This window comes from Arthrobacter sp. AOP36-A1-22, assembly GCF_052377615.1.
GTDB lineage: Bacteria > Actinomycetota > Actinomycetes > Actinomycetales > Micrococcaceae > Arthrobacter_H.
In genome coordinates, this window is the sequence record NZ_JBQSWX010000005.1 from 1 (window position 1) to 22,840 (window position 22,840).

16 protein-coding genes are annotated in these 22,840 nt (G+C 65.1%); 8 read left to right on the forward strand and 8 right to left on the reverse strand.

Features of this window, described 5'->3' with window-relative positions; translation table 11 throughout:
- The 3 genes from ACT3S2_RS04405 to ACT3S2_RS04415 all read right to left on the reverse strand — a co-directional run.
- Positions 1-718: carbohydrate ABC transporter permease (locus ACT3S2_RS04405; RefSeq protein WP_443384309.1), on the reverse strand; the 718-nt coding region annotated here is incomplete at its 3' end.
- Between the two features lie 8 nt (positions 719-726).
- A complete protein-coding gene (locus tag ACT3S2_RS04410) occupies positions 727-1,710 on the reverse strand; it encodes a carbohydrate ABC transporter permease (protein WP_443384308.1) in 984 nt (327 codons plus the stop codon).
- On the reverse strand, positions 1,710-3,050 hold the full coding sequence (locus tag ACT3S2_RS04415) for an ABC transporter substrate-binding protein (RefSeq protein ID WP_444561321.1): 1,341 nt from the start codon (positions 3,048-3,050) through the stop codon (positions 1,710-1,712). Before ACT3S2_RS04415 ends, ACT3S2_RS04410 begins: the two co-directional genes overlap by 1 nt.
- Positions 3,051-3,365: 315 nt before the next feature.
- Here ACT3S2_RS04415 and ACT3S2_RS04420 point away from each other — a divergent pair, with 315 nt between their 5' ends.
- Both ACT3S2_RS04420 and ACT3S2_RS04425 read left to right on the forward strand, forming a co-directional pair.
- The gene (locus ACT3S2_RS04420) at positions 3,366-4,376 is read left to right on the forward strand and encodes a Gfo/Idh/MocA family protein (RefSeq protein ID WP_443384171.1); all 1,011 of its coding nucleotides are present in this window, start codon (positions 3,366-3,368) and stop codon (positions 4,374-4,376) included.
- A gap of 36 nt (positions 4,377-4,412) precedes the next feature.
- Positions 4,413-6,305 carry a DUF2264 domain-containing protein gene (locus ACT3S2_RS04425; RefSeq protein ID WP_443384172.1) on the forward strand — a complete coding sequence of 631 codons (1,893 nt, stop codon included), beginning with the start codon at positions 4,413-4,415 and terminating at the stop codon, positions 6,303-6,305.
- A 10-nt stretch (positions 6,306-6,315) separates the two neighbouring features.
- On the opposite strand, the gene ACT3S2_RS04430 is transcribed toward ACT3S2_RS04425, so the two are convergent.
- From ACT3S2_RS04430 to ACT3S2_RS04440, 3 genes are read right to left on the reverse strand one after another with little or no spacing between them, the layout of a single operon-like run.
- Positions 6,316-7,083: a copper homeostasis protein CutC gene (locus ACT3S2_RS04430; protein ID WP_443384173.1), complete on the reverse strand. Its 768-nt coding sequence runs from the start codon at positions 7,081-7,083 to the stop codon at positions 6,316-6,318.
- Between the two features lie 57 nt (positions 7,084-7,140).
- A complete protein-coding gene (locus ACT3S2_RS04435; RefSeq protein ID WP_443384174.1) occupies positions 7,141-8,574 on the reverse strand; it encodes a sulfatase family protein in 1,434 nt (477 codons plus the stop codon).
- Positions 8,564-10,024 carry a sulfatase-like hydrolase/transferase gene (locus ACT3S2_RS04440; protein WP_444561322.1) on the reverse strand — a complete coding sequence of 487 codons (1,461 nt, stop codon included), beginning with the start codon at positions 10,022-10,024 and terminating at the stop codon, positions 8,564-8,566. Before ACT3S2_RS04440 ends, ACT3S2_RS04435 begins: the two co-directional genes overlap by 11 nt.
- A 212-nt stretch (positions 10,025-10,236) precedes the next feature.
- Between ACT3S2_RS04440 and ACT3S2_RS04445 the strand changes: the two genes are divergently transcribed.
- A complete protein-coding gene (locus tag ACT3S2_RS04445; RefSeq protein WP_444561323.1) occupies positions 10,237-11,466 on the forward strand; it encodes a GntR family transcriptional regulator in 1,230 nt (409 codons plus the stop codon).
- Here the strand turns inward: ACT3S2_RS04445 and ACT3S2_RS04450 are convergent.
- Positions 11,441-13,870 carry a polysaccharide lyase 8 family protein gene (locus ACT3S2_RS04450; protein ID WP_444561324.1) on the reverse strand — a complete coding sequence of 810 codons (2,430 nt, stop codon included), beginning with the start codon at positions 13,868-13,870 and terminating at the stop codon, positions 11,441-11,443. The two genes, ACT3S2_RS04445 and ACT3S2_RS04450, sit on opposite strands and share 26 nt — an antisense overlap.
- A gap of 167 nt (positions 13,871-14,037) precedes the next feature.
- On the opposite strand from ACT3S2_RS04450, the gene ACT3S2_RS04455 reads away from it, so the two are divergent.
- Together ACT3S2_RS04455 and ACT3S2_RS04460 are read left to right on the forward strand one after the other, a co-directional pair.
- Positions 14,038-14,874 carry a sugar phosphate isomerase/epimerase family protein gene (locus ACT3S2_RS04455; RefSeq protein ID WP_443384178.1) on the forward strand — a complete coding sequence of 279 codons (837 nt, stop codon included), beginning with the start codon at positions 14,038-14,040 and terminating at the stop codon, positions 14,872-14,874.
- Between the two features lie 194 nt (positions 14,875-15,068).
- Complete coding sequence (locus ACT3S2_RS04460; RefSeq protein ID WP_444555172.1) at positions 15,069-18,302, forward strand: chondroitinase family polysaccharide lyase; 3,234 nt, start codon at positions 15,069-15,071, stop codon at positions 18,300-18,302.
- A gap of 7 nt (positions 18,303-18,309) precedes the next feature.
- On the opposite strand, the gene ACT3S2_RS04465 is transcribed toward ACT3S2_RS04460, so the two are convergent.
- Positions 18,310-19,377: a LacI family DNA-binding transcriptional regulator gene (locus ACT3S2_RS04465; RefSeq protein ID WP_444555173.1), complete on the reverse strand. Its 1,068-nt coding sequence runs from the start codon at positions 19,375-19,377 to the stop codon at positions 18,310-18,312.
- Positions 19,378-19,553: 176 nt separating this feature from the next.
- Between ACT3S2_RS04465 and ACT3S2_RS04470 the strand changes: the two genes are divergently transcribed.
- The 3 genes from ACT3S2_RS04470 to ACT3S2_RS04480 are packed head-to-tail and all read left to right on the forward strand — an operon-like array spanning position 19,554 to position 22,773.
- Positions 19,554-20,723 carry a Gfo/Idh/MocA family protein gene (locus ACT3S2_RS04470; RefSeq protein ID WP_444555174.1) on the forward strand — a complete coding sequence of 390 codons (1,170 nt, stop codon included), beginning with the start codon at positions 19,554-19,556 and terminating at the stop codon, positions 20,721-20,723.
- Complete coding sequence (locus ACT3S2_RS04475) at positions 20,723-21,937, forward strand: dihydrodipicolinate synthase family protein (RefSeq protein WP_444555175.1); 1,215 nt, start codon at positions 20,723-20,725, stop codon at positions 21,935-21,937. The genes ACT3S2_RS04470 and ACT3S2_RS04475 overlap by 1 nt, the downstream gene beginning before the upstream one ends.
- Positions 21,934-22,773 (forward strand): sugar phosphate isomerase/epimerase family protein, encoded by an 840-nt coding sequence (locus tag ACT3S2_RS04480; RefSeq protein WP_444555176.1) that lies wholly within the window; start codon positions 21,934-21,936, stop codon positions 22,771-22,773. The genes ACT3S2_RS04475 and ACT3S2_RS04480 overlap by 4 nt, the downstream gene beginning before the upstream one ends.
- The last annotated feature ends 67 nt before the right edge of the window (positions 22,774-22,840 follow it).

Below are 22,840 nucleotides of genomic sequence, written 5' to 3' on the forward strand. Positions count from 1 at the left end.
GCGTCAACGACAGCAGGGTTTCATTCCAGTGCGCGATGACCTGCAGGACGAAGGCGGTCAAAATGCCGCCCTTGGCCAGCGGGAGGGTGATGCGGAAGAACGTTCCAAACGCATTGGAACCGTCCAGGGCCGCAGCCTCCTCCATCTCGATCGGCAGCGACCTGAAGAAGGCCGTGAGCAGGAAGACGGTGAACGGCATCGAGATGCCGATATACACCAGGTTCAGCCCGAGCAGGCTATCGGTCAGGTACACCTTGTTGAGCATGACGAACAGCGGAATGAGGATCACCTGGGCGGGGATGCCCAGACCCAGGATGAAGTACAGGCTCAACGCATTGGTCAGCTTGTTCTCGACGCGGCCCAGATAGTAGGCAGCGGGTGCCGCCACCGCCACGGCCACCACGGAGGAGACCACGGTGGTCATGAAGCTGTTCCACGTGGCCTGGGCGAAATTGCCCACGGTCCAGGCATTCACGTAGTTGGTGAAGTCCATCGAGGCCGGGATGCCCCACGGGTCGCTCAGGATTTCCCTGGTGCCACGGAAGGACTGGGCGACCATCCACACCAGCATGAGGATCATGACGGCGACGGCGATCCAGAGGACCGTGATCCCCAGACCGCGCAGGAAGGTGCGTTCCCCCGCCATGGCGGGGCTTGCGGCACGATTGCGTTTCCTGCGGATGGGAGTGACGACGGCGACGTCCAGGTTTTCAGACATGCTTCCTCCTAGAATTCGACGGCGTCACGGCGCATGGCACGACGCAGGATGATGACGAGGACGGAGATCAGGGCCAGCGAGATGATCGCCGAGGCGGTCGCCGCACCGTAGGCCGGCGTGGACTGGCCCGAGAACGCGGTGACGTAGGTGTAGACCGCAGTCGTCCAGGTTTCGGTCGGAGGGAGTCCGGCGCCGCTGCTGCCGCCGAACACCCAGATGATCTCGAAGATCTTGATCGACGAAATCGTCCACAACACCGCACACGTCCCGAAGACATCCCAGGTCAGCGGCAGGATCACGTAGCGCAGCCGCTGGAACGGGGTCGCCCCGGCGAGAGCGCAGTCCTCATAGAAATACGGGGGGATGCGGTCCACTCCGGCCATCAAGATGGTGGTGAAGTAGCCGGTGGTGGTGGCCACCATGGTCACCATGATCAGTGGGAAGAGGTTGTCCGCGGCGAGCCATTTGGGCGGGTCGGTGACCCCCAATGGCTCGAGCAGCTTGTTGACCAGCCCGCCCGGATTGAAGATGAACCCGGCCAGAACGCCAAAGACCAACGCGTTGATCAGGTGGGGGAAGAAGATCACCGAGCGGGCGATCTTCTTGCCCATCATGTCCCGCAGCACCAGGCTCAGCCCGAAGGCGATCACGAAGATCGCGATGCCGACGACGAAGAGCAGGAGCAGGGTGTTGCCGAACGACGTGAGGAACAGGTCGTCGCGGAAGACCTGGGAGTAGTTCTTCAGACCCACGAACTTCATGGGCCCCGAACCGGACCACTTATGCAGGCTGATCCAGAAGGCGCCGATGGACGGGACGATGAACAGGATGGTGTAGAACAGGAACGCTGGCCCGACGAACGGGATCAGGAGCTTGCGCCGCTGCCGGTCGATGGAACTGCCGGATTCCTGCTTCTTCTTGCGCCCCCGTGGTGCGCCCCGGGGCTGCTCGGCCGGTTCAGCGCCGACCTCTTGGACTGGGGTCAAGGTCATTAGCCATTGTCCTTCCAGTACTGCTTCTGATCCTGCTGCATCTTCTTGACGTACTCTTCAGCGGTGATCTTGCCCAGGAAGAGCTGGTCGGTATTGGGCCAGAGGATCTTCTCCTGGTAGCCGGGGAAGACCACGCCGTCGAAGGCGAGGTTGATGCTCTCGGTCTCATCGACAGCATCCTTGATGTCCTGCATTTCCGGGGCGATGGTGGCATCGGTGCGGATCGGCAAGACCTTGGCCTTGGCGCCGAACTGGTCCTGGTATTTCTTGTCCAGCAGGGTCACTGCGAGCTGTTCGGCAGCGGCTGCGTGCTCGGCCTTGCGCGGGATCGAGAATCCAACGAAGTCGGCGCGGACGCTGGTCGGGTTGCCGTCAACGGAGGGGAACTGGAAAGAGGCGTAGTCGAAGCCCTTCGAGGCATAAGGCGCGGTTTCGGCCGGGATCCACGAACCGTTCAACAGCAGGTCTGCCTTGCCGGTGGCCCATTTCTGCTGCTGGGCGGGGAACTTGCTGGCGTCGTAACCGCTGATCAGGTAACCGCTCTTGGCGATTTCCTCGACCTTCTTCGCCGAATCCAGGACCTCGGGGGAGGACCAGGCCTCACCGGACGTGTCCGCGGCCAGCTTCTTGAAGGAGCCGGGCCCGCCGTGTCGCAGGACCAGGTTGATGATCCACGCCGAGTTGTAACCGCCGATGTCGCCGTCCGCTGCCAGCGGCGCGGCCTTGCCTTTCTCGAGCTTCTTCAAGGTGGCCATGAAATCGTCCCACGTCTTGGGTGGGTTGGCGGCGATCTCCGGGTGGTCCTTCTTGTTGAACCAGAACGCTTCGGAGCTGAAGTTATAGGGCAGCATCCAGGGCTGGTCGTTCTCGTCGGAGATGTCTGCGTTCTTGAGGTACTTCTCCGGAATCAGTTCGGAAACTGTCTTGCCGTCGACATCGGCGTCGTACGTGCTGCCGAGGCCAAGGGCCTGGCCGGTGTCGCCGACCGAGGTCGCCAACTTGCCGTAGGCCCCGTCCACCAGGTCAGGGACGTTGTTGGTGTTCAGTGCCGGCACCAGCTTCTGCGTGTTGCTGCGACCTTGCCACTGCACGTCCACCTTGGCGCCGGTGTCCTTCTCGAAGTCCTTGATGGCCGAGGCGATGACCTTCTGCTGGGCTTCGCCTTCCTTCCACATGGACCAGTACGTCAGCGTCTGGCCGTCGATGGAAGTCGTCATGTCATCTGCCTGTGCTTCGGCGCTCGAGGAGGAGGCGGGGCCGCCGCAACCGGTGACCGAGAAGACCAAAGCCGATCCGAGGAGGAGGGCCGTGGGGCGAAAATAGCGGGCTGTTTTGCCCATGGCATTCACCTTTCGTGAGGGTGAACCGCGGATACTGCGGTTCGGTTGAGACGACTATCACAGCGTCAAAAAGAAGGATTCAAGTGGTACTTGAAGAAGTCCTGTGACAAAACATGGTCTTTCATGGTTTTATCCGCATTCCGTCGACCCGTGAAAGCAGCGCAGATCATAATCGTCGACGATTACGTCTGGAATCATTCTTTATTGGCTTGAATAATCATCTCTTAAGGACCGGCCGTGCCGACCCAAGGTCACGACCCACGATCAGGACCACGCATCAACCACGGTCCACGACGCATATTAAGAGGTAAGCAATTGATCCGTCTAGGAATCATCGGGGCAGGTGCCGTCGCCCCGTTGCATGCACAGGCAGCCACCACGCTGCCCGACGTCGAACTGGTCGCCGTCTGTGACCTTCGGCCCGATACGGCCTCCGACGTCGCCGTGTTGACCGGGGCAGCCGTCTATACCGACTACCTGAAGATGTACGCTGAGGCGGAACTGGATGCGGTCATCGTGAACACCCCGCATGCCCTGCATCTGCAAATGGTGCTCGACGCCGCCGACGCAGGCCTGCATGTGCTGGTGGAAAAGCCCATGGCCATCAGCTTGGCGGACTGCGATGTCATGATGCGCGCCTGCGAACAAGCAGGGGTGACACTCGTTGTCGGGCATATCCAGCATTTCCTGCCTGAAAAGGTTGCCGCCCACGAGGCCTTGGCCTCCGGGAAGCTGGGAAAGCTGCTGATGATCCGTGATTTCCGCAGTACGAACTACCGCCCCGGCACCCGGCCGGCATGGTTCTTCGACCCGGTGATGGCCGGCGGCGGTGCGTTCATGAACATCGGCGGGCATTGCATCGACCGCTCACTCTGGCTCGCTGATTCGGCGGCCGAAACCGTCGACTCCCGGACCCTGGCACGTTTCGGTGTCGAGGTCGAGACCGACGGCTACCTGAATTTGCACCTGCGCAACGGGGTGGAGATCAACATCGTCATCGTCTCGGATCCACCGCAGCGGCTGGACGAGATCCTGTTGATCTGCGAGGAAGGCACGATCTCCTGCACCCCCGACCGCGGGACCATCATTCGTCACCACGGACAAAGCAGCACGCTCCACGTCCCCTCGGCGGATAACATCCAGACGGGGTTCACCGCCCAGCTGGCCGACTTCCTGGCTACCGTCAACGGGGCCTCACCACAGGTGAGCAACAACCATGCCCGCAGCATCGTGGAAACCATCCTCGCCGCCTACCGTTCCGCCACCTCACGGAAGACCGAACCCGTCCGTGCCGAAACCGTAGCGGATCTGCAACAGGCACTGTAGCGACACCAGGTGGAACCGACGCGAAAAGAGCAGGCCATGGAGAAAGCCCGGAGCTTCACCGGATGGGGCCGCGTCGAGTGGGAACGGTTGGCCGACCGGTTGATCGCCGGGGCCCACCGCCATTCCTCTCCCGCGGGAGCCCGCGTGGTCTTTCCGCCGGCAGCGGGACAAAACGCCACCGACCAGTTGGAGGGTTTCGCGCGGTCGTTCTTGCTGGCTGCGCTGCGCATCGCCGGTTCGGCAGGTTCAGATCCTGCCCTGGTGCAGTGGTACGCCGACGCGCTGGCGGCAGGAACCCGGTGCGGCGATGCCGAACAGTGGCCGCGATTGACCGACCACGGCCAACCCACGGTGGAAGCCACCGCGATCGTCCTCGGTCTGCATTTCTCCCGCCCCTGGCTCTGGGACGGGCTCGACGACGGGGTGCAAGCCCGGATCATCCACTGGCTCTCCGGAGCCACCGGCCAGGCCTCTGCCGATAACAACCATGTCCTTTTCGGGGCCACCATCCAGGCCTTCCTGGCCTCGGTCGGCGCCCCCTGCGACCGGTTCGGCATCGAGGCCGCGTTGGACCGCATCGAGGATTGGTACGCCGGGGATGGCTGGTACTCCGACGGCGAGGGACGCCGATTCGACCACTACAACGCCTGGACCTTCCAGCTGTACCCGTTCTTCATCCTGGAGATGCTCTCCGGAACCGTGGCGGCGGCCACGGCGTCGGCCGAACGCCTGCGGCTCTACCGGGAGCGCCTGGAGATGTTCCTGCGGGGCTACCAGCACCTCTTCGCTGCCGGAGGGAGCCCGTTGATCCAGGGGCGGTCGCTGATCTATCGCTGGGGCGTCGTCGCCCCCTTGTGGATGGGCGAACTCCAAGGGGTGGAGGCATTGCCTCCGGGGCGGACCCGGCGGCTCGCTTCCGGGGTGGCCCGGCACTTCACGGACCGGGGCGTCGGGGACGACGGGGTGCTCCCGCTGGGATGGTGGGGGCCGCGATCCTCCATCCTGCAGTCCTATAACGCCCCGGGCTCCCCGTTGTGGGCGGCCAAGGGGTTTTTGGGGTTGCTGCTCCCGGCCGACCATCCGGCCTGGACCGCGCCGGAGGCGGCCCTGGAGATTGAGGGGGCCGATGTGAATCGGGTCCTGTCCGGACCGCAGTGGCTGGTCCAGGGGAACCACCGTGACGACATCGTGAAAGTCGCCAACTTCGGCACCGGGGGCCACCCGCGCCACGATTCGGCCCTGTATCGCCGACTAGCCTTCAGCACGGCCAGTGCCCCGGTCCAGCAGGGCAGCCTGCGCGATAACGACCTCTATGTGCCGTTGGACGACTCAACGAGTTTGAACCGCGGACCGGTGGCCGGGGTGGCCCGTCCGGGAGGTGGCAGCAGCAGATTCCGGCTGGACGCCGCGGGACGTGATATCGAGGTCGATTATGCGACGGCGCTGCTGCCCGACGGCGTGGAGCTGCGTGCCGCGCGTATCCGTGGTGCCGTGGCCATGCCCCTCGAAGCCAGCGGCTATGCCTTGGCTGGTGATACCGAACCGGAATCCGTACTCACCGCCGCGGGAGCCCTGGCCGCCGGTTCGGACGGGTTGCGCTCCGGTATCCAGTTCGTCGGTGCCCCGGAAGGTGACACGGTAGCTGCCACTCCCCGCATCCGCGAAGCCTCCGGATCGATCCTTGGTGAACGGGTTGCCGTACCGGTGATCACGCTGGATCCTGCCGCCGGCGCGGAGACGCGATGGTCCTGGCTGGTCTGCTTCACCCGGCGGAACGTCGATCTGGAGGCGGTGGCCAGGCGCCTCGTTCTGAACTGGACGCCCGACGGGCTGCAGGCGTCGGACGGGGCCATCACCGCGAACCTGTCGTGGATTCGCCATGAACGATGGCCGGCCGACGCGATCAATCAGGGAGTCTTCGGGGCCTGAAACCGACGGGTCAGCGCGAAGCGGCGCGGGCTTCCTTGACCAGTTCTCGGTCGGTTGCGGTTTCCGGCGACGGGGTCAGCACCATCGGCATGGTCCCGGTGCTCGTGCGAACCCGGGGGCTTGCCGCTGCTGCGCCGGCCGGCACCGGAGCGGGCTTCCTTCTGGCGGAGAGGTGTACGGCGTCCAGACCCGCGGCCTTCAATGCCGGGATATCCTCGACGACGAGCCCGCCACCAGCCATGACCTGAAGCCGTCCGGCGGCACGCTGGACCAGACGGGCGAGCAGATCCAGGCCAGCCCCCACCGAGTCCTCGGCCCCCGAGGTCAACACGCGGGTAAAGCCGAGTCCGGCCAACAGATCGATGGCTTCCATCGGGTCGCGGCATTCGTCGATGGCCCGATGGAACGTGATTTCCATGTCGGGGTTGGCCCAGCGGGCCGCATCGAGAAGAGTGCGGGTTCCCGCCCGGTCGATCCAGCCATCGGGGGTGAGCGCGCCGAAGACGACGCCGTCGGCGCCTCGGGCGGCACAGGAGGCGATTTGTTCCGCCATGGTCCTCAGCTCTTCACCGGAGTAGACGAAGTTCCCGGGACGGCAACGGATGATCGGATGGATCTCGGTGGTGCCGGCCAAGGGGCCGCGGCACGACTCGAGCAGGGCAGTGGAAGGGGTGAGCCCGCCGACCTCCAGATTCGCGCACAGCTCGACCCGGTTGGCGCCCTCCTCGGAGGCAATCAGTGCTCCGGGAAGGTCGACGACGGCGATCTCGAGTTTCATGGCGTCCTCTTCAGGGGATGGGGCAGGCTGGCCGGGGCGGCTTGGGCCGATGCGGAATCAGAGTGACCAACGGTCCAGGTCCGCGACCATCGCCCGGAGGTCCTCCAAAGCCGGCCAGGTGTCGCCGGCGACTTCGAGCTCATGAAGCAACTGTACGCAGTATTCTTTGCCGCGCGCGTCCTCCATTGCTGCCAGATGACGCATTTCGTAGGGGTCTGCCTGCAGATCGAAGAGCCGCGGTGTGAGCAGGTACCGGCCCGGCCGACGGGGGTCGGGACGGCAATCGACCAGGAGCTTGTAATCGGTGGTGCGCAAACCGCGCATTCCCGGGCCGCCGTCGGGCGCTGGTGGACCGTAGTAGAGGGCCGATCCGCCTCCGGCGGAGCCGGAAGGCGTCCGGTCCACCAGATCGGCGGAAACGTCGGTGCCCTGCATGGCGTCGGGGATCTTGCCGGACAGTCCGGTCAAACCCAGCAGGGTCGGGGCAACGTCCACCGAACCGATCAGCGTCCGTTCGTTACGACCGGCGGCAATATGGCCGGGCCAGCGGATGAGGAACGGCAGCGACATCGACTCCTCCCACGGAACGTTCTTGTACATCAGGCCGTGGCTGCCCAGTTGCATCCCGTGGTCGGAGGTAAAGATGACGATCGTGTTCTCCCGCTGTCCGGTCTCCTCCAAGGCCGCCAGGAGGCGGCCAATCTGTTCATCGACGGCCGAGACGGTGGAAAAATAGTCGGGGGCCTTCTCCACGGCCTCCCGTCCGGCCGGCGTCTCGAGGTCGACGTTGGGCCGGGTCAACAGTTCCTCGGGTGTCAGGGCGGTATAGCGGTCCCGGAACGTGGTCGGGGCCTGGTCGAAGGGTTGGTGTGGGGGATTATGCGAGACCACCAAGGCGAAAGGACCTCCGGACGTGTCCACGGTACGCAGGAAATCGACCGCGACGTCCGTTTCGTGTTCGACCGACCACTGTTCGACGATCGTCTTTTCCTCGCGCGGCGCGTCACCGATCCAGTAGTGCGGACGCAGATGATTGTCGGCGGCGCCGTAGGAATACCAGAAGGAGAAGCCGTGCCGGCGATCCGGTGGGGAATAGGCGTCCCAGACGGCGCCTTCGCGGAAGCCCTCGCCCCAGATGGCGTCCTCGGCGGTTACGGCCTCCAGATGCCATTTGCCGATGTACCCGGTCTGGTAGCCGGATTCCTGGAGAACCCTGGACCAGGTGTCGATGTCTGGTGGAAGCCCGGCATCGGTGTTGGAGTTGATGTTCACCGGCACCCCGTTGCGGTGCGGGTGTTGGCCGGTCATCATCATCGCCCGATGCGGGCTGCACACCGGGTAGCTGCTCACGGCATGGGCGACATCGGCTGATTCCCTGGCCAGGCCGTCGAGATTGGGCGTGTAGGTGGGGTCGGCATCTCGGAACCCCAGTGCCGCATCGCGGAACTGGTCCGCCATGATGAACAGCAGGTTCGGTTGCTCAGGCGCCATGGTGTTCCTTCCGTGCTGCGTCCCCGATCGGGGTTCCGTCCCAATTCGGGGCAGTGAATGCGCCCAACGGGTTCCCGGTGAGCGGATGCAGTTGTCCGGCGCCGGCGACGGGCAGGGAACTGCCATCGAAGTCCGCCGAACCGTAGGTGTCGAACCACTCCTGCAGCTCGGCGCGCATCTCGGCGACCCGGTCGGCATGGGCCGGGTTATCAACCAGGTTCTCCCGTTCCTCCGGGTCGTTCTCCAGATCGTAGAGCTCGTGTGGGCCGTGGGGGTAACGGTGGTTGTACTTCCAGAAGCGATTGCGGATCATGCGGGAGGGGCCGTATTCGTCGAAGACCACTACGGGCCGGGGAACGGACGCCGCCTCCGTTTCCTGGCCAGTCAACACTGAGGCGAAGGAGCGACCGGGCCCCGTCTCGAATTCACTTGCCTCGAGACCGGCGAGTTCCAGCAGGGTGGCGGCGACGTCATAGGCGGAGAGTAGCTCCTGCGCCACCCGGCCGGTCTGGATGCTGCCGCGGTGGGAGAAGATGGCGGGAACCTTCACCGAGGAGTCGTAGAGGTTCTGCGGGAAGGTGCCGTTGCCCTTGCCCCAGATGCCGTGATGACCACAGTTGAAGCCGTTGTCGCTGGAGAAGACCACGATCGTGTCCTCACGCAGTCCGAGTTCCTCGAGCCGGTGCAATACGCGCCCGATGCCGGCGTCCATGGCGCTGACCGCCGCGAAGTAGCCCACCAAGGCCGCACGGGTATCGGCCTCGCCGCCCAGCGGGACCCCGTCCACGGTGGTGGTCCACGGGTGCATGGGTTCCTGTGGGCAGGAGGCGAAGGCCGTGTCCGCGTAGAGTCGAGTGAATTCTTCGGGGTGCTGGTCCTTCCACGGCATATGTGGGGCCGTGTAGTTCAGCGCCAGGAAGAACGGGGCATCCTGGCGGGCAGCCTGCTCGATGAACCCCACAGAGTCGTTGGTGATCGCGTCGGTCAGGTAGTCGGTGACCAGTTCCTTCTCACCGTTGCGGTACATGGTGGCGTGGTCGTAGGGGCATCCGCCACCCTCCAAGGCGTACCAATGGTCGAAGCCGTGGCGGGCCTCGTCATTGGCGCCAAGATGCCATTTTCCCGACAGGCCCATGTAGTAGCCGGCGGCCGCCAACTCATCGGTGAAGAGTGGTTGGCCGGAGAGGAAGTCGGTGGCGTTGGGGCCGGCCTCGACGCCGTGCAGATAGTCGTGGACTCCATGCCGGGAGGGTGGTTGGCCGGTCATGAGGCTCGCTCGGGCCGGGGAACACACGGGTGAGACACAAAAGAAGTTCTCCAACCTGGTGCCTTCGGCAGCCAACGCGTCCAGGGTGGGTGTCTGGATGTCCTCGTTGCCCGCGCATCCCATGGCCCAGGCGCCCTGATCGTCGCTGAGGATCATCAAGATGTTGGGTGGGTTCCGCTTCACGGGCACTCCTAGTCCTATACGGGATATGGCGGGTGTTCCTTACTTCATACCCGGCATTATCGAGAGGAATAAAGAATGACTAGGTGCCATCAGCGTCCTCTCGACGGAGAAAAACGGCTAAAACCCGGTGAATTCAGAAGTCATTGACGAATTATCCCTTAAAACTCCTTCAATGATCGTGCATTATGGAAGGAATGACCAAAGGAGTATCCGTGCCAGACTACCGACGGCTCGTCGCCGACCAGGGGGAACTGCGTAACGTCCGCAAGCAGCCCCTGAAATTTCAGGAACTCAGTGAAGACCTTCGCCGGGAGATCCTCGCGGGCACTTGGGCCGTGGGCAGCAAGCTACCCACGGAGGCCCAACTCGCCCGGGAGACCGGCCTGTCTCTGACCACGGTCCGGCGTGCCTACGAGGATCTGGTGGATAAAGGGCTCGTCATCAGGCGGCAGGGCGCCGGCAGCTTCGTCGCCCCCCCACCCTCGCGGGCCTTGAAGAAACCGCGCTACACCATCGGTGTTCTGCTGCCGGATACCCAGCTGTACTATCCGAAAGTCCTGCAGGGGATCGAGGAGCACCTCACGGCGCAGGGGGCCAGCCTGCAGTTGTCCACCTACCATTACGATCTGAGCCGGGAGAACTCCAGCATCCAGTTCCTGCTCGACGCCGGCGTCGACGGGCTGCTGCTCGTACCGACCCTGACCGGCATTCCCGATCCGGAGCGGAGGGTCGCCGAACTGGCGGCCCTGCCGGTCCCGGTGGTGCTGCTCGAGCGTAGCCTCGAGGACCTCGGGGCTGCGGATCGGACCGAACACATCTGCTCCGACCACCAGGGCGGGGCCTATGACGCGGTGAAACACCTGGCCGGGCTGGGCCACGAACGCATCGCCGTGTTGACGAGGTCGAATGTAGCGGGCAAGAGCGCCAACCCCACCCAATCGGCCGTCGTCGCCGGGTACCGCAGTGCCGTAGTCGACCTCGGACTTTTTGCCGACGGGGAGGAACTGCCGATTTTCAGTTCGACAAAACCCGAATGGGAGCAGGATCAGGCCGAGGCCATGTATACCCGGCTGCGGGACAGCGGCGCGACGGCGGCCTTGGTGTTCGGGGACCGCGAAGCGACACTGCTGCAGACCGCAGCCCTGAGGCGTGGAGTGAAGGTGCCCGAGGAACTATCCCTGGTCTCCTATGACGATGAGATGGCCGATATCGCCCCGATCCCGTTGACGGCGATCTCGCCCGCGAAGCATCGCTTGGGCATGATGGCCGCAGAGATCTTGCTGCGCCGGTTGAAAGAAGGCGATGCCTGCCCGATCTACCAGATCCGTCTGCGACCGCGCATTGTGGTGCGCGAATCCTGTGCCACCGTGCCGGGCACCGCCACCGCGGGCCCGACGGACCGCCGGGCCCCGGCTCCTAGTGCTGCCGGCCCGACGGCGTGAAGGTCCGCGGGCCCTTGGCCTGAACGGCGAGGTGCACCGTGGCCCCAGCCAGGCCGCGGGTATCGACCTCTAGCGTCGTCGACCCGTCGGCGTTGCGGGTCAGCCTGGCTCTATCACCCTCGAGGAGCCGGTAGCGCCGCCTGGTCCTGAAGGTCAACGAGAGCGAGGAAGCGCCCTGGGTGGGTTCGCTGATCGACAACTGAAGCCGGTTTCCGTCCTCGCGCTGGACGACGCAGGCCGGGCCCGACAGTTCGAGGTCGGCGACCGTGCCCTGCCCCCAGAACGTGGCGGCCAGCGTCTTCTCGTGGGCGAAGGAGACGGCCTGGGCGACCGCGTCATTACGCAGCACCGTGTGCTGCTTCCGTCGGGCGAGTTTCGCAGCCCCCTGGATCGAGGCGCCCGGGGCGATCAGGTACGCGTAGCCGGCCTGCTCCGGTGAGGTGCCGTGATCGAAATAGAGCGTGGCGTAGTTGCGTTTCTGCACCTCGGTGCTGCCCTTGGCGTTGACATCTGACCAGGACCCCGACCGGCGTTCGCGCAGTACGTGAAGTGGCGCTTCGTCCAGCGCGACGTAAGCGCCGAAGCCCTCTAGATGGACCCAGCGGTCCGATGAGAGGACTGACTCAGCATTGGTCGCCGCCGCGACGCGCCCCGAAGCGGTGACCAAGGCGTTGGAGCCCTGGTGCAGGTTGCGGTGGTCCACGATGGTTTCCACCGGTGCCGAGGAACCGGTGTGGATGTCGGAGCCCAGGCACACGATGACGTCCTCGCTGACGAACCAGGATTTGCGGGCACTGAGCCCGGTGTCTCCGGGACCGATGAGATGCTGTCCGACGGCGGCGATCTCCTCGTTGGCGCTCGAGCCGGTCCATTCGTTGTCCGGTGTCCCGGCCCCCCACTGGCCCTCGACCCTATCCGGCAGGGACGTGGTGTCTACGGTGGTCCCGGGTAGCCTGACATGGTTTGCGGTGGCCCAGAAGGCGTCGTCGTACTGGCCCAGATCGGCGTCATGGACATAGGTCATGCCCGAGCCGGAATGGTAGCCCCGGTCATTTTCGCCGTTGCCGCATTCGTACCAGGAGATCCGGTTGCTGCACATCGCCGTGGACAGCGACCATTGGGGGCCGCGGTGCATGGTGCGGTCCATGGCCGGGAACAGGAAATGGCCGGCCAGTGGGGCCGCCGGCGACAGGCCCAGCGACAGGAGTTCCTTCACCAGTGCCGTACGCGCGACGCTGGCTCCGTCCAGAATGGGGGCGTGGTCGTTATCGGTGATCCATTGCAACGCGCGCCGGCGCCAGCGCTTGGCGGTGGGTGCGTCGACGGCACGTGACAGCAGCAGCACGGCCTCGATGGTGCTGGCCCCCAAATCGAAACCGGTGTTTTCCTCGCGGGAGACACTGCGCCCGCGCACCGAATCGGCCATGGCCCCGGCCATCAGGCAGGGGGCAAAGGAGTCCTCAACGGTTTTGAAGAGGATGTCCCGGCTCGGATCGGAGACCGCGGCATCGGTTCCGCCGAGCAGCGCGAAGAGCCTGGCGAGACCACTGAGCAGAACCACCCCGTAGGAGCCGGTATAGGGGGTGGTGCTGTGCTGGATGAAGGAGCCGTCGGCAAAGAATCCGTTGCCGCTGGTGACGTACTGCCACACCTCGGCCAGTCCGGCGACGGCATGGTGGAGCTTCTCTTCGTTCCCGTCGACCAGTGAGCGGACGATGATGCCCTGGCACAGGTCCACGCGGTTCGCCCCGACCGAGGTGATCTTCCCGCGCGAGGGCGGGAACTGCTGCCACGGGTCCGGCACGAAGTGGTCGATCGCTGCGCAGTATGCGGCCCGCTCGTCCTCGTCCAGCTCGTCGAAGAGCAGTACCAGCGTGTCCGCCAGGGCCCGGGGAACCCCGATTTCCCAGGCCCACCAGTTGCCCTCCTCCTCAGTGGTGTCGTTGTAGCGCAGCCGGTGGGCGTCGGACAGCCCGGCACGGATCTGTTTCAACAAGGTGCCCTGGCCGAAGGAGACCGCCCCGGGCGTGGCCCAGGCGGTCGCCATTTGGGATAAGCGCACATACGTATAGCGCAGGTCCCCGGCTGCGGCCAGGTCCAAGTCCGTGAAGATCCGGGTTCTGGCCGTGGAGGAGTCCAGGGTGGCCACGGCCGATGCGGCGGCGTGGTCCAGGGTGGCCAAGGCGTTGGCGAAATCCCGATCGCCGGCAATGAATTCCCTCCGGCCGGTGAGCTGGTCCACCCAGGTGGAGCGCAGTGTGGCGAAATCGGCGCTTGATAAGGCGGGCAATTCGGCAGCCTGGGCAGGCTGGGCGGTTTGGCTGATGAAGCTCAGGAGCAGGCCGGTCACGGCCACCCCTCCGGCGCCCTTAAGCGCGGTCCTGCGGGATAGTTCCTGGTCCATGAATTCGCTCCTGATGTCCGTGACGGGGCCGGCCCCGAGTGCCGGTGCCCTGTTGGAGGGGAACTCAACGGCACGTCAAGGTAAGGAATAAAGCAGTAGCGCCTGAACGGAACATGGCCAACAATGGAGCACACCACCGTCAGCGATACCAAGGAGCACCACGCCCCATGCAACTGTCCTTCTCCACGTTGGGATGCCCAGACGCCGATGTCGACGAAGTGCTGGCGCTCGCCGGCGAGCACGGTGCCACCGGCGTCGAACTGCGGATGCACGAGGGTGGAATTATCTCCGCCAGCATGGACGACGCCGAGCGTGGGAAGGTCAAGACCGCCTTCGCCGATGCCGGGATCACCATCTTGGCGGTGGGGAGCTATGTCAAGATCTGCGCGCCCGGAAAGGACATCGACGTCTTTCGGGAACTCGAGGCCGCGTTGCGGCTCGCGGCAGACATCGGGGCGAAGGCCGTGAGGGTCTTTCCCGGTGCCGGGCTGGATTCAACCTCCGAGGCCGACCGCGAGGAGGCCTTTGAGCTGGAGGAAAATGCAGTCCGTCGGCTGACGGCGGCCGAAGGGCCGGCGGCCATGCATGGGGTCCAGCTCTTATTGGAGACTCATGATTCGCATCCACGCGGGGTCGATGCCGCGCGCATCCTGTTCCCCCTGGGGCCGCAGGGCGCGGTGCGCACCATTTGGGATGTCCTGCACCCGTGGAAACGCGGGGAGGAACCCGAAGCGACCGTGAAGGCGCTCGCCGGGCGCATCGAGTACCTCCAGCTCAAGGATGCCCGCCGTGGCTCCACCGCCGATGCCCCGATCCTGACCCTGCCAGGGGAGGGGGACATCCCGTTGGAGAAGATGCTCCGGCTGTACCGGGAACAGGCGCCGACAGGAGTCGATCCCTGGGTGTCCTTGGAATGGGAGAAGGCCTGGAACCCCGATTTGCCGGAGCTGGGCGAGGCGCTGGCCGCCACCCGGAAGATCCTCGACTCGCTGTCCTCGAGCTAATCCGCCGTCCGGCTTGAGGCCCGCGCGGCCGGACAGAACTTCGGGGTGCTCATTTATTCCTATGGTGTGCGTCACCTTGACTGACCGTGTCCCAGCTGGAGGCACCCGGTGAAATGCCGGAGGTGTCTACCAGATTGAGCTCATGGAAAGCCCTTCCGGTTGCCCGTTCGCGTACCGGAGAAGATTGGAAAACAATGAACTGGACCAACCTCGAATTCAACCGACGCACCCTCATCAAGGTCGGCAGCGTCGCCAGCGCGGGGGCTGCGTTCGCGCTCAGCGCCGCACCTGCCCAAGCCGCCGGTGCCCGGGTCCCGATGGCCCCCGCGGCTCCCGGTGACGTCGAAGCGAAGGCCCTGGCCCTGCAGCCGCCGACCTTCCTCTTCGAAACGAAGGTGCCCGAGCAGGTCACTGCGGTCTCGGGGGCGGAGCCCGCGATCAGTGACGAGCAGGCCATCATCGGCAAGCACTCCCTCCGCTGGGACTACTCCGCCGGCTCCGTCCTGCAGATCGATGCGGCACTGGACGCCGAGGACTCCAGAATCCCGGAGGACGACGAGACGAAGCTCGGATCGCGCAGCACCTTCGGCCTGTGGATCTACAATTCCACGGCCCGCCAGGGCACCCTGCGCCTGGAATTCGGCCGGCAGGGAAGCAAGGACGCCTGGTGCGACCTCCATCTGGACTTCACCGGCTGGCGAACCGTCTGGATCCGCCTGGCCCAGGACCTGGAAGGCACACCGCGCCGCGACATGGATACCCTCCGGTTCGTCGCCCCGTCGTCGGGTTCCGGGACGCTCTTCCTGGACCAGCTGGTCCTGAACATGTCCATGCGCACCGACCACCCGATGCGGAGCGAGCAGGCCCCTTTCGTCAACCCGGAAGCCGATACGGCGCAAAATGCGCATTGGCTCGCCCTGCTGAAGTTCCAGGAACTACAGGATGCCCAGGCGCCGGCACCGGTCACAGATGCGACGTTGCTGGCCGATGTGTCGACGGTGAAGTCCAGGTACCTTGAGGCCTACCTCACCGGTGGCGGCGCGACCACGGGCTCGCAGGTGGCCGATCTGACGGCGCAACTGGCCAAGCTCGGCATCCCCGAGCGGTCCACCAGTGGGCCGGCGACACCGGTCCTCTTGAACCAGCAGGCCATCTTCCCGCCTCAGATCGCCCCCGAACTGGCTGCGCTGGCTGGAAGCGCCAAACTGCGCACGCTCACGGATCTGATGCAGAAGATCGCCCGGGCCTGGGAACGTGCCGATGCCACGCGCAGGCCGCTGGTGGCCGAGCTGTACGTCCGCGCCGTCTTGCATCTTCGCCGCGTGGGTTGGGCCAAGGGCAGTAGCCAGGGCAGTGTCCACCATCTCGGATACAACATCCGTGGGTACTACGACTCCGTCTTTATCATGAAGGACGTCCTCCAGGATGAAGGATTGCTGGAGGAAGCCCGGGCCGATGTCGACTGGTTCGTCGGCCTGGGGCGCGTTCTCGAACGCCCGCTGCGACGCGATGGCATCATGGACATCTACAACACGAACGTCCGGGGCCTTGTGGCAGCGGCCATGCTGCGGGAGACTCCTGGCGAACAGGCGGCTTGGCTTTCAGCCGTCCGCGACTTCCTCGATGTCACCCTGCAGCCAAGTGACGGTTTGCAGGGCGGAATTAAAGCCGATGGCTCGGGATTCCACCATGTCGGGTTCTACCCCGCCTACAGCGCTGATGGCCTCTCCGGACTGGCGCCAATGGTCATGGTCCTGGGTGGCACGTCGTTCCGTCTGTCCGAGGCGGCGCACTCCCTGTTGAAAAAGGCGGTGCTGGGGATGCGCACCTTTGCCAATAAATTCGAATGGTCGCTGACCGTGTGTAACCGCCATCCAAAGGCGGGCCAAACACTCAAGCTCGATCCCTTCCAGTGGCTGTTCCAGGCTGGCACGCCCGACGGGAAGAAGGCCCTGGACCCCGAACTGGGGGCTGCCTTCCTGCGCCTGCTGCCGGAAAAGCAGTCTTCGATCCACCAACGGCTGGCCGCCAAATTGGCTGCTACCGGGGTCACCGTGGAAGATTCCCCGACGGGCCACTGGACCTACAACTACGGCGCCCTCGGAGTGCACCGCCGCGAGGACTGGTCGGTGACCGTTCGCGGACACAACCGCTACCTGTGGAGCTCGGAGACCTACGAAAACGCCAATATCTATGGCCGCTACGGCACCTACGGGCAGATCAACGTTCAGTCCACGGGCGATCCGATCACCCTGCTGGATAGCGGGTTCTCCCAGGAAGGCTGGGATTGGGGGCGTTTCCCGGGCACGACGGCGATCCATAAGCCCGTTGATGACCTGTTCATCGATCTCGGGCTCGGAGTGGAAATCATGCCACTCTCGGATTCGCGCTTCGGCGGGGCCACCAACATCGATGGCCGGCACGGTCTCTTTGCCATGGACCTGCACGAGATCCCTTCCTGGGATCCCAGCCACCGGGCCCGCAAATCAGTGTTCCTTTTCGACGAGCGGGTCATCGCAGTGGGTACGGGGATCGAAAACAATGACCGCCGAAACGAAACGGGGACGACCCTGTTCCAGAGCCACCTGGCGGCGACGTCGGAGCCCACCTACATCGACTCCACCCGGCCCGTCGCCGACTTCCCGCTCGAGCGCAAATCGCGCAAGAAATCCAAGCATGCACAATGGCTGGCCGACGGGAAGGGCAATGGCTACTACATCCCGGCCAAGCAGCACCTGGGGATCGAGCGTTCCACGCAGAAGTCGAAGGACCAGAGCTCCGGAGAACCCACCAGTGGGGACTTCGCCACGGCGTGGCTGAGCCATGGGACCAAACCGAGGAGCGGATCCTATGAATACGCGATGCTGATCGGGCGGACTCCACAACAAACGGCGGCCTTCGCGAAAGCCATGGGCGGCCGGCGAGCCCCCTATGAGGTGTTGGAGGCGCGCTCCGACCGGCATGCAGTCCGCGATCGGGAGACCGGTATCACCGGCTACGCGGTCTTCGAGGCGGGGCACGGGTTCGAGGGCGATATCGAAGGGGTGGATACTCCTTCGTTGTTGATGACCCGGCGTGAAAAGAACCGTCTGGTCATGTCGGTGACGGATCCGGATCTCCGCCTGTATTCGGGCAAAGACCCGGACCAATACGATGCCAAGGGCCGTTTCGTCGGCGGTGTCCTTCCCTACGTGGTGTCCTGGAGGGAAAACGCGAGCCAGGCCCACACCCTGACCGTGAAGGTCAAGGGCTCCTGGAAGCTAGCCGAAAAGGTCGACGGCGTGAAGGTCACTTCCCGCAAGGGCCACGGCGGCCACGACCATCATGGAGGACGCCACGGCCATGATCATGGCCGGCAGGGGCGCACCGAGATCGCGGTCCGCACCCGGGACGGGCTGCCGGTGCAGTTCAGCCTGGCGCGGCACTAATACCGCGTTAGCCCTGCCCCGCCGCGGTGGTGCTGCGTCGGAGCATGAGTTCGCCGGTGACGGTGGGTTCGGCTCCGGCAGCACCTCCAGGGAGGGCCACGGTGCTTTCGACGGCGATCCGTCCGATGTGCAGCAACGGCAGCCGCACGGTGGTCAATCCGGGATGGAAATCCCGCAGCGTCTCGATATCGTCGAATCCCGCGACGGCGGCGTCGCGCGGAACCTGGACCCCGCCCTCACGCAGCCCGGCGACCAGCCCGATGGCCATCACGTCACTGACCGCAAAAAGGCAGACAGGGGCCCCTTCCCGGTGAGCCGCGGCGACCCGTGGTGCCAGCTCGGCGCCGGTGGCATGGCCGCCAGCCCGGTCCAATCCGGTATGCAAGACCTCGGCCGCCGGAACACCCGCGGCGTGTAGACCATGGTGGAATCCACGGACCCTATCGTCCGAGGTGGCCAAGCCCTCGGGGCCCGCCACGATCAGGAAGGGGCCGCGATGGGTGGCGGCCAATGCGCCCGCCAGCTGACAGGCCAGGTCTTCGTTGGGAACGGCGATGACATGGTGGTGTTCGGGGGAACCGGTCCCCTCCACGGGGCGACCGATGACGGCGACCTGGCCATCATTACGGCAGTAGAGGTCCAGCTCGTTGGCCAAGGTGCTGTTGGCTTCACGGTCCGCAGCAGCGGTGGTCCGCGAGCCCGCCAGGATGATGGCATCAGCCCGGTGGGCGGCGAAGGCGGAGACTGCGGTGGCCTCCTCTGCAGGGGTGCCGCCGGTGGTGGCGAGCATGACGAGTTTATTGCGTTCCCGCGCAGCTTCCTGGACGCCGTGGGCGATGGCCGCGAAGTACGGGTCGGCGATGTCGTGGACGATGAGGCCGATGACCCCCGAGCTGGATTTCGCCAGCCCCTGAGCTTGCGCATTGGGCACGTACCCCAGTTCGAGGGCCGCCCGCCGGACGTTTGCGGCAATCTCCGGTCCGGGGATCCGCGCCGAACCATTGAGTACCCGGGACGCGGTGGCGGGGGAGACTCCTGCCTTGCGGGCCACCTCGGCCAGTGTCGTTGCGGACATCGCTACCCCTTCGCCGGCCGTCACGGCTCACATGGTGGACAAGAGTTCCAGTATCGCATGACAGAAAAGTTTGGGAAAGCGCTTGCCAAGCATTGTTTGGATGGGCATGATGGACACAACGGGAATGCGCTTTCCCAATCAGTCTTCATACCATCCACCCCCAGCAAAGAGGTCCCATGGGCTCGACACCACGCACCATCCGTATCGCCATGAACGGCATTACCGGCCGGATGGGCTACCGCCAGCACCTGCTGCGATCCATCCTGCCGATCCGCGACGCCGGAGGCTTCACCCTGGCCGATGGCAGCCGCGTCCAGGTCGAGCCGATCCTCATCGGGCGCAACGAAGCCAAGGTCCGCGAACTTGCAGAACTGCATGGGGTCGCCGAATGGAGCACCGATCTGGATGCGGTCATCAACGACCCGACCGTCGACGTCGTCTTCGACGCCTCGATGACCAGCCTGCGCGCCGCGACGCTGAAGAAGGCCATGCAGGCCGGCAAACACATCTTCACCGAGAAGCCCACCGCCGAAACCCTCGACGAAGCCATCGAGCTCGCCCGCATCGGCACCGAGTCCGGGGTGACCGCCGGCGTCGTGCATGACAAGCTCTACCTGCCCGGGCTGGTGAAGCTGCGCCGCCTCGTCGATGAGGGATTCTTCGGCCGCATCCTGTCCATCCGCGGCGAATTCGGCTACTGGGTCTTCGAAGGCGATGTGCAGTCAGCGCAGCGTCCGTCCTGGAACTACCGCGCCGAAGACGGCGGCGGCATGACCACCGATATGTTCTGCCACTGGAACTACGTCCTCGAGGGGATCATCGGGAAGGTCAAAAGCGTCAACGCCAAGACCGCCACCCACATCCCGGCCCGTTGGGACGAGCAGGACCAGGAATACGTCGCGACCGCCGATGACGCCTCCTACGGCATCTTCGAACTCGAGACCCCCGCCGGCGACGAGGTCGTGGGGCAGATCAATTCCTCCTGGGCCGTGCGGGTCTACCGCGACGAACTCGTCGAATTCCAGATCGATGGAACGCTCGGCTCGGCAGTGGCCGGCCTGAATAAGTGCGTCGCCCAGCAGCGCGCCCACACCCCCAAGCCGGTCTGGAACCCCGACCTGCCGGTGACCGAATCCTTCCGCGACCAATGGCAGGAAGTCCCGGCCAACGCCGAGCTGGACAACGGCTTCAAGCTGCAGTGGGAAGAGTTCCTGGCCGACGTCGTCGCCGGACGCGAACACCGCTTCGGTTTGCTCTCCGCGGCCCGCGGCGTCCAGCTGGCCGAATTGGGCCTGCGCTCCAACGACGAACGCCGTACCATCGACATCCCGGAAATCACGCTCTGATGGCCTCGCTGATTCTTCCCCGGAACGACGGCGGAACCCGCACGCACCAGCTATCCGAGGCACGGACCTGGTCCAGGCCCACCGCCCCGATCACCTCCCGGCACGCCTACGCAGCGGCCCACGTCATCCCCGACGTGCACGCGGAGAACGTGCCCGGAGCCCCGGCGGCACTGGACTGGGATACCACCCTCGCCTACCGCCACGAACTCTGGTCCTACGGCCTGGGTGTCGCCGATGCGATGGACACCGCCCAGCGCGGCATGGGTCTGGACTGGGCGGCCACCGGAGAACTGATCCGCCGCAGTGCCGCCGAAGCGGCCGCTGTGGTCTCCTCGAAGGCCCCCGCCACCGCCGGCAAATCGGTGCGCGATCTGCTCGCCTGCGGCGCGGGAACCGACCAGCTGGATCTGGCCACCGTCCCCTCGGGCCCTGCCGGGCTGAACGTCGTGCTCGATGCCTACCGCGAGCAGATGGCTCTGGTGGAGGAGGCCGGCGCGAAGACCATCCTGATGGCCTCCCGCGCGCTGGCCGCCGTGGCCACCGACGCCGAGGACTATCTGCACGTCTATTCGACGTTGCTGCGTGAGGCCAAGCAACCGGTGATCCTGCACTGGCTGGGCACCATGTTCGATCCGGCCTTGGCCGGCTACTGGGGCTCCGATGACGTCGCCACGGCGACCGATACGTTCTCCTCGCTGGTCAGCGGTCATGCCGAGAAGATCGACGGGGTCAAGGTCTCCCTGCTCGACGCCGGGCACGAGGTCGCACTACGGGCCTCACTGCCTGCAGGGGTCAGGCTCTATACCGGGGATGACTTCAACTATCCCGAACTCATCGACGGGGACGGCAGTCACCACTCCGATGCGCTGCTGGGCATCTTCGCCGCCATCTACCCGGCGGCCTCCGCAGCGCTGCAAAGCTACGACGCCGGTGATTCGGTGGCGGCACGAGCCACCCTTGATTCGACCCGGGAACTGGGAAAGCACATCTTTAGCGCCCCCACCTTCTACTACAAGACGGGCATTGCGTTCCTCTCGTGGATCAACGCGCAGCAGCCCGGTTTCCAGATGGTGGGCGGACTACATTCGGGCCGGTCGCTCATGCACCTGGCGACCACCTTCGAACTGGCCGATGCTGCCGGGCTGCTCCTAGATCCTGAGCGCTCCGCAGCCCGGATGTCCACCTTCCTTCAGACCAATGGGGTGGGAGCATGAGCGATTTCTCGCGGTTGGCCCTGAACAGCGCCACCACCAAGAAATGGACCCTGCCCGAGGTCGTGGACGGCTGCGTCCGCGCCGGGATCCCGGCCATCGGCCCCTGGCGGGACATCGTCGCAGACCACGGCCTGGCGGAATCGGCGCAGCTGATCCGTGATGCCGGACTGCGGGTCTCATCGCTGTGCCGGGGAGGCTTCCTGACGGCAGCCGATGCCGAGGGCCAGGCAGTGGCGCTGGCCGACAACCGTGCGGCGATCGAAGAGGCCGTGGCGCTGGGCACCACCGAGTTGTTCCTGGTGGTCGGCGGCTTGGCCCCGGGGGAGAAGGATGTCGTCGCGGCCCGCCAACGCGTGGCCGACCGCCTGAAGGACCTGGTGCCCTACGCCGTCGAACACGGGGTGCGGCTGGTCCTTGAACCGCTGCATCCGATGTATGCGGCAGACCGGGCCCTGATCTCCACGCTAGGGCAATCCCTGGACCTGGCGGCACCGTACGATCCGGGCGCCGTCGGCGTGGCCGTAGACACCTTCCACGTCTGGTGGGACCCTGATCTGAAGGCGCAGATCGGGCGGGCCGGCCGCGAACAGCGGATCGCTTCCTACCAAATCTGCGATTTCAACCTGCCTATCGCAGCCGACGCTTTGCTTTCCCGCGGCATGATGGGAGACGGTGTCATCGACTTCGCGACCATCGGCTCCTGGGTCCGTGATGCCGGGTACACCGGGGATATCGAGGTGGAAATTTTCAACCAGGAAATCTGGGATACCGACGGCGATACGGTCCTCTCCACCGTGAAGGAACGCTACGCAGAACTGGTGCTGCCTTTCGCCTAGCCCACGGTGGTTGACCGGCGACCCGCGAGCGTGATGGTTCCGGTTCCCCTTGAGCCGAGTCCGCGCG

Bases quoted from the DNA above. Each gene is read 5' to 3' on its own strand.
- ACT3S2_RS04410 (WP_443384308.1), bottom strand. From the start codon at position 1,710: ATGACCTTGACCCCAGTCCAAGAGGTCGGCGCTGAACCGGCCGAGCAG.
- ACT3S2_RS04415 (WP_444561321.1), bottom strand. From the start codon at position 3,050: ATGGGCAAAACAGCCCGCTATTTTCGCCCCACGGCCCTCCTCCTCGGA.
- ACT3S2_RS04425 (WP_443384172.1), top strand. From the start codon at position 4,413: ATGGAGAAAGCCCGGAGCTTCACCGGATGGGGCCGCGTCGAGTGGGAA.
- ACT3S2_RS04430 (WP_443384173.1), bottom strand. From the start codon at position 7,083: ATGAAACTCGAGATCGCCGTCGTCGACCTTCCCGGAGCACTGATTGCC.
- ACT3S2_RS04435 (WP_443384174.1), bottom strand. From the start codon at position 8,574: ATGGCGCCTGAGCAACCGAACCTGCTGTTCATCATGGCGGACCAGTTC.
- ACT3S2_RS04450 (WP_444561324.1), bottom strand. From the start codon at position 13,870: ATGGACCAGGAACTATCCCGCAGGACCGCGCTTAAGGGCGCCGGAGGG.
- ACT3S2_RS04455 (WP_443384178.1), top strand. From the start codon at position 14,038: ATGCAACTGTCCTTCTCCACGTTGGGATGCCCAGACGCCGATGTCGAC.
- ACT3S2_RS04460 (WP_444555172.1), top strand. From the start codon at position 15,069: ATGAACTGGACCAACCTCGAATTCAACCGACGCACCCTCATCAAGGTC.
- ACT3S2_RS04465 (WP_444555173.1), bottom strand. From the start codon at position 19,377: ATGTCCGCAACGACACTGGCCGAGGTGGCCCGCAAGGCAGGAGTCTCC.
- ACT3S2_RS04470 (WP_444555174.1), top strand. From the start codon at position 19,554: ATGGGCTCGACACCACGCACCATCCGTATCGCCATGAACGGCATTACC.
- ACT3S2_RS04475 (WP_444555175.1), top strand. From the start codon at position 20,723: ATGGCCTCGCTGATTCTTCCCCGGAACGACGGCGGAACCCGCACGCAC.
- ACT3S2_RS04480 (WP_444555176.1), top strand. From the start codon at position 21,934: ATGAGCGATTTCTCGCGGTTGGCCCTGAACAGCGCCACCACCAAGAAA.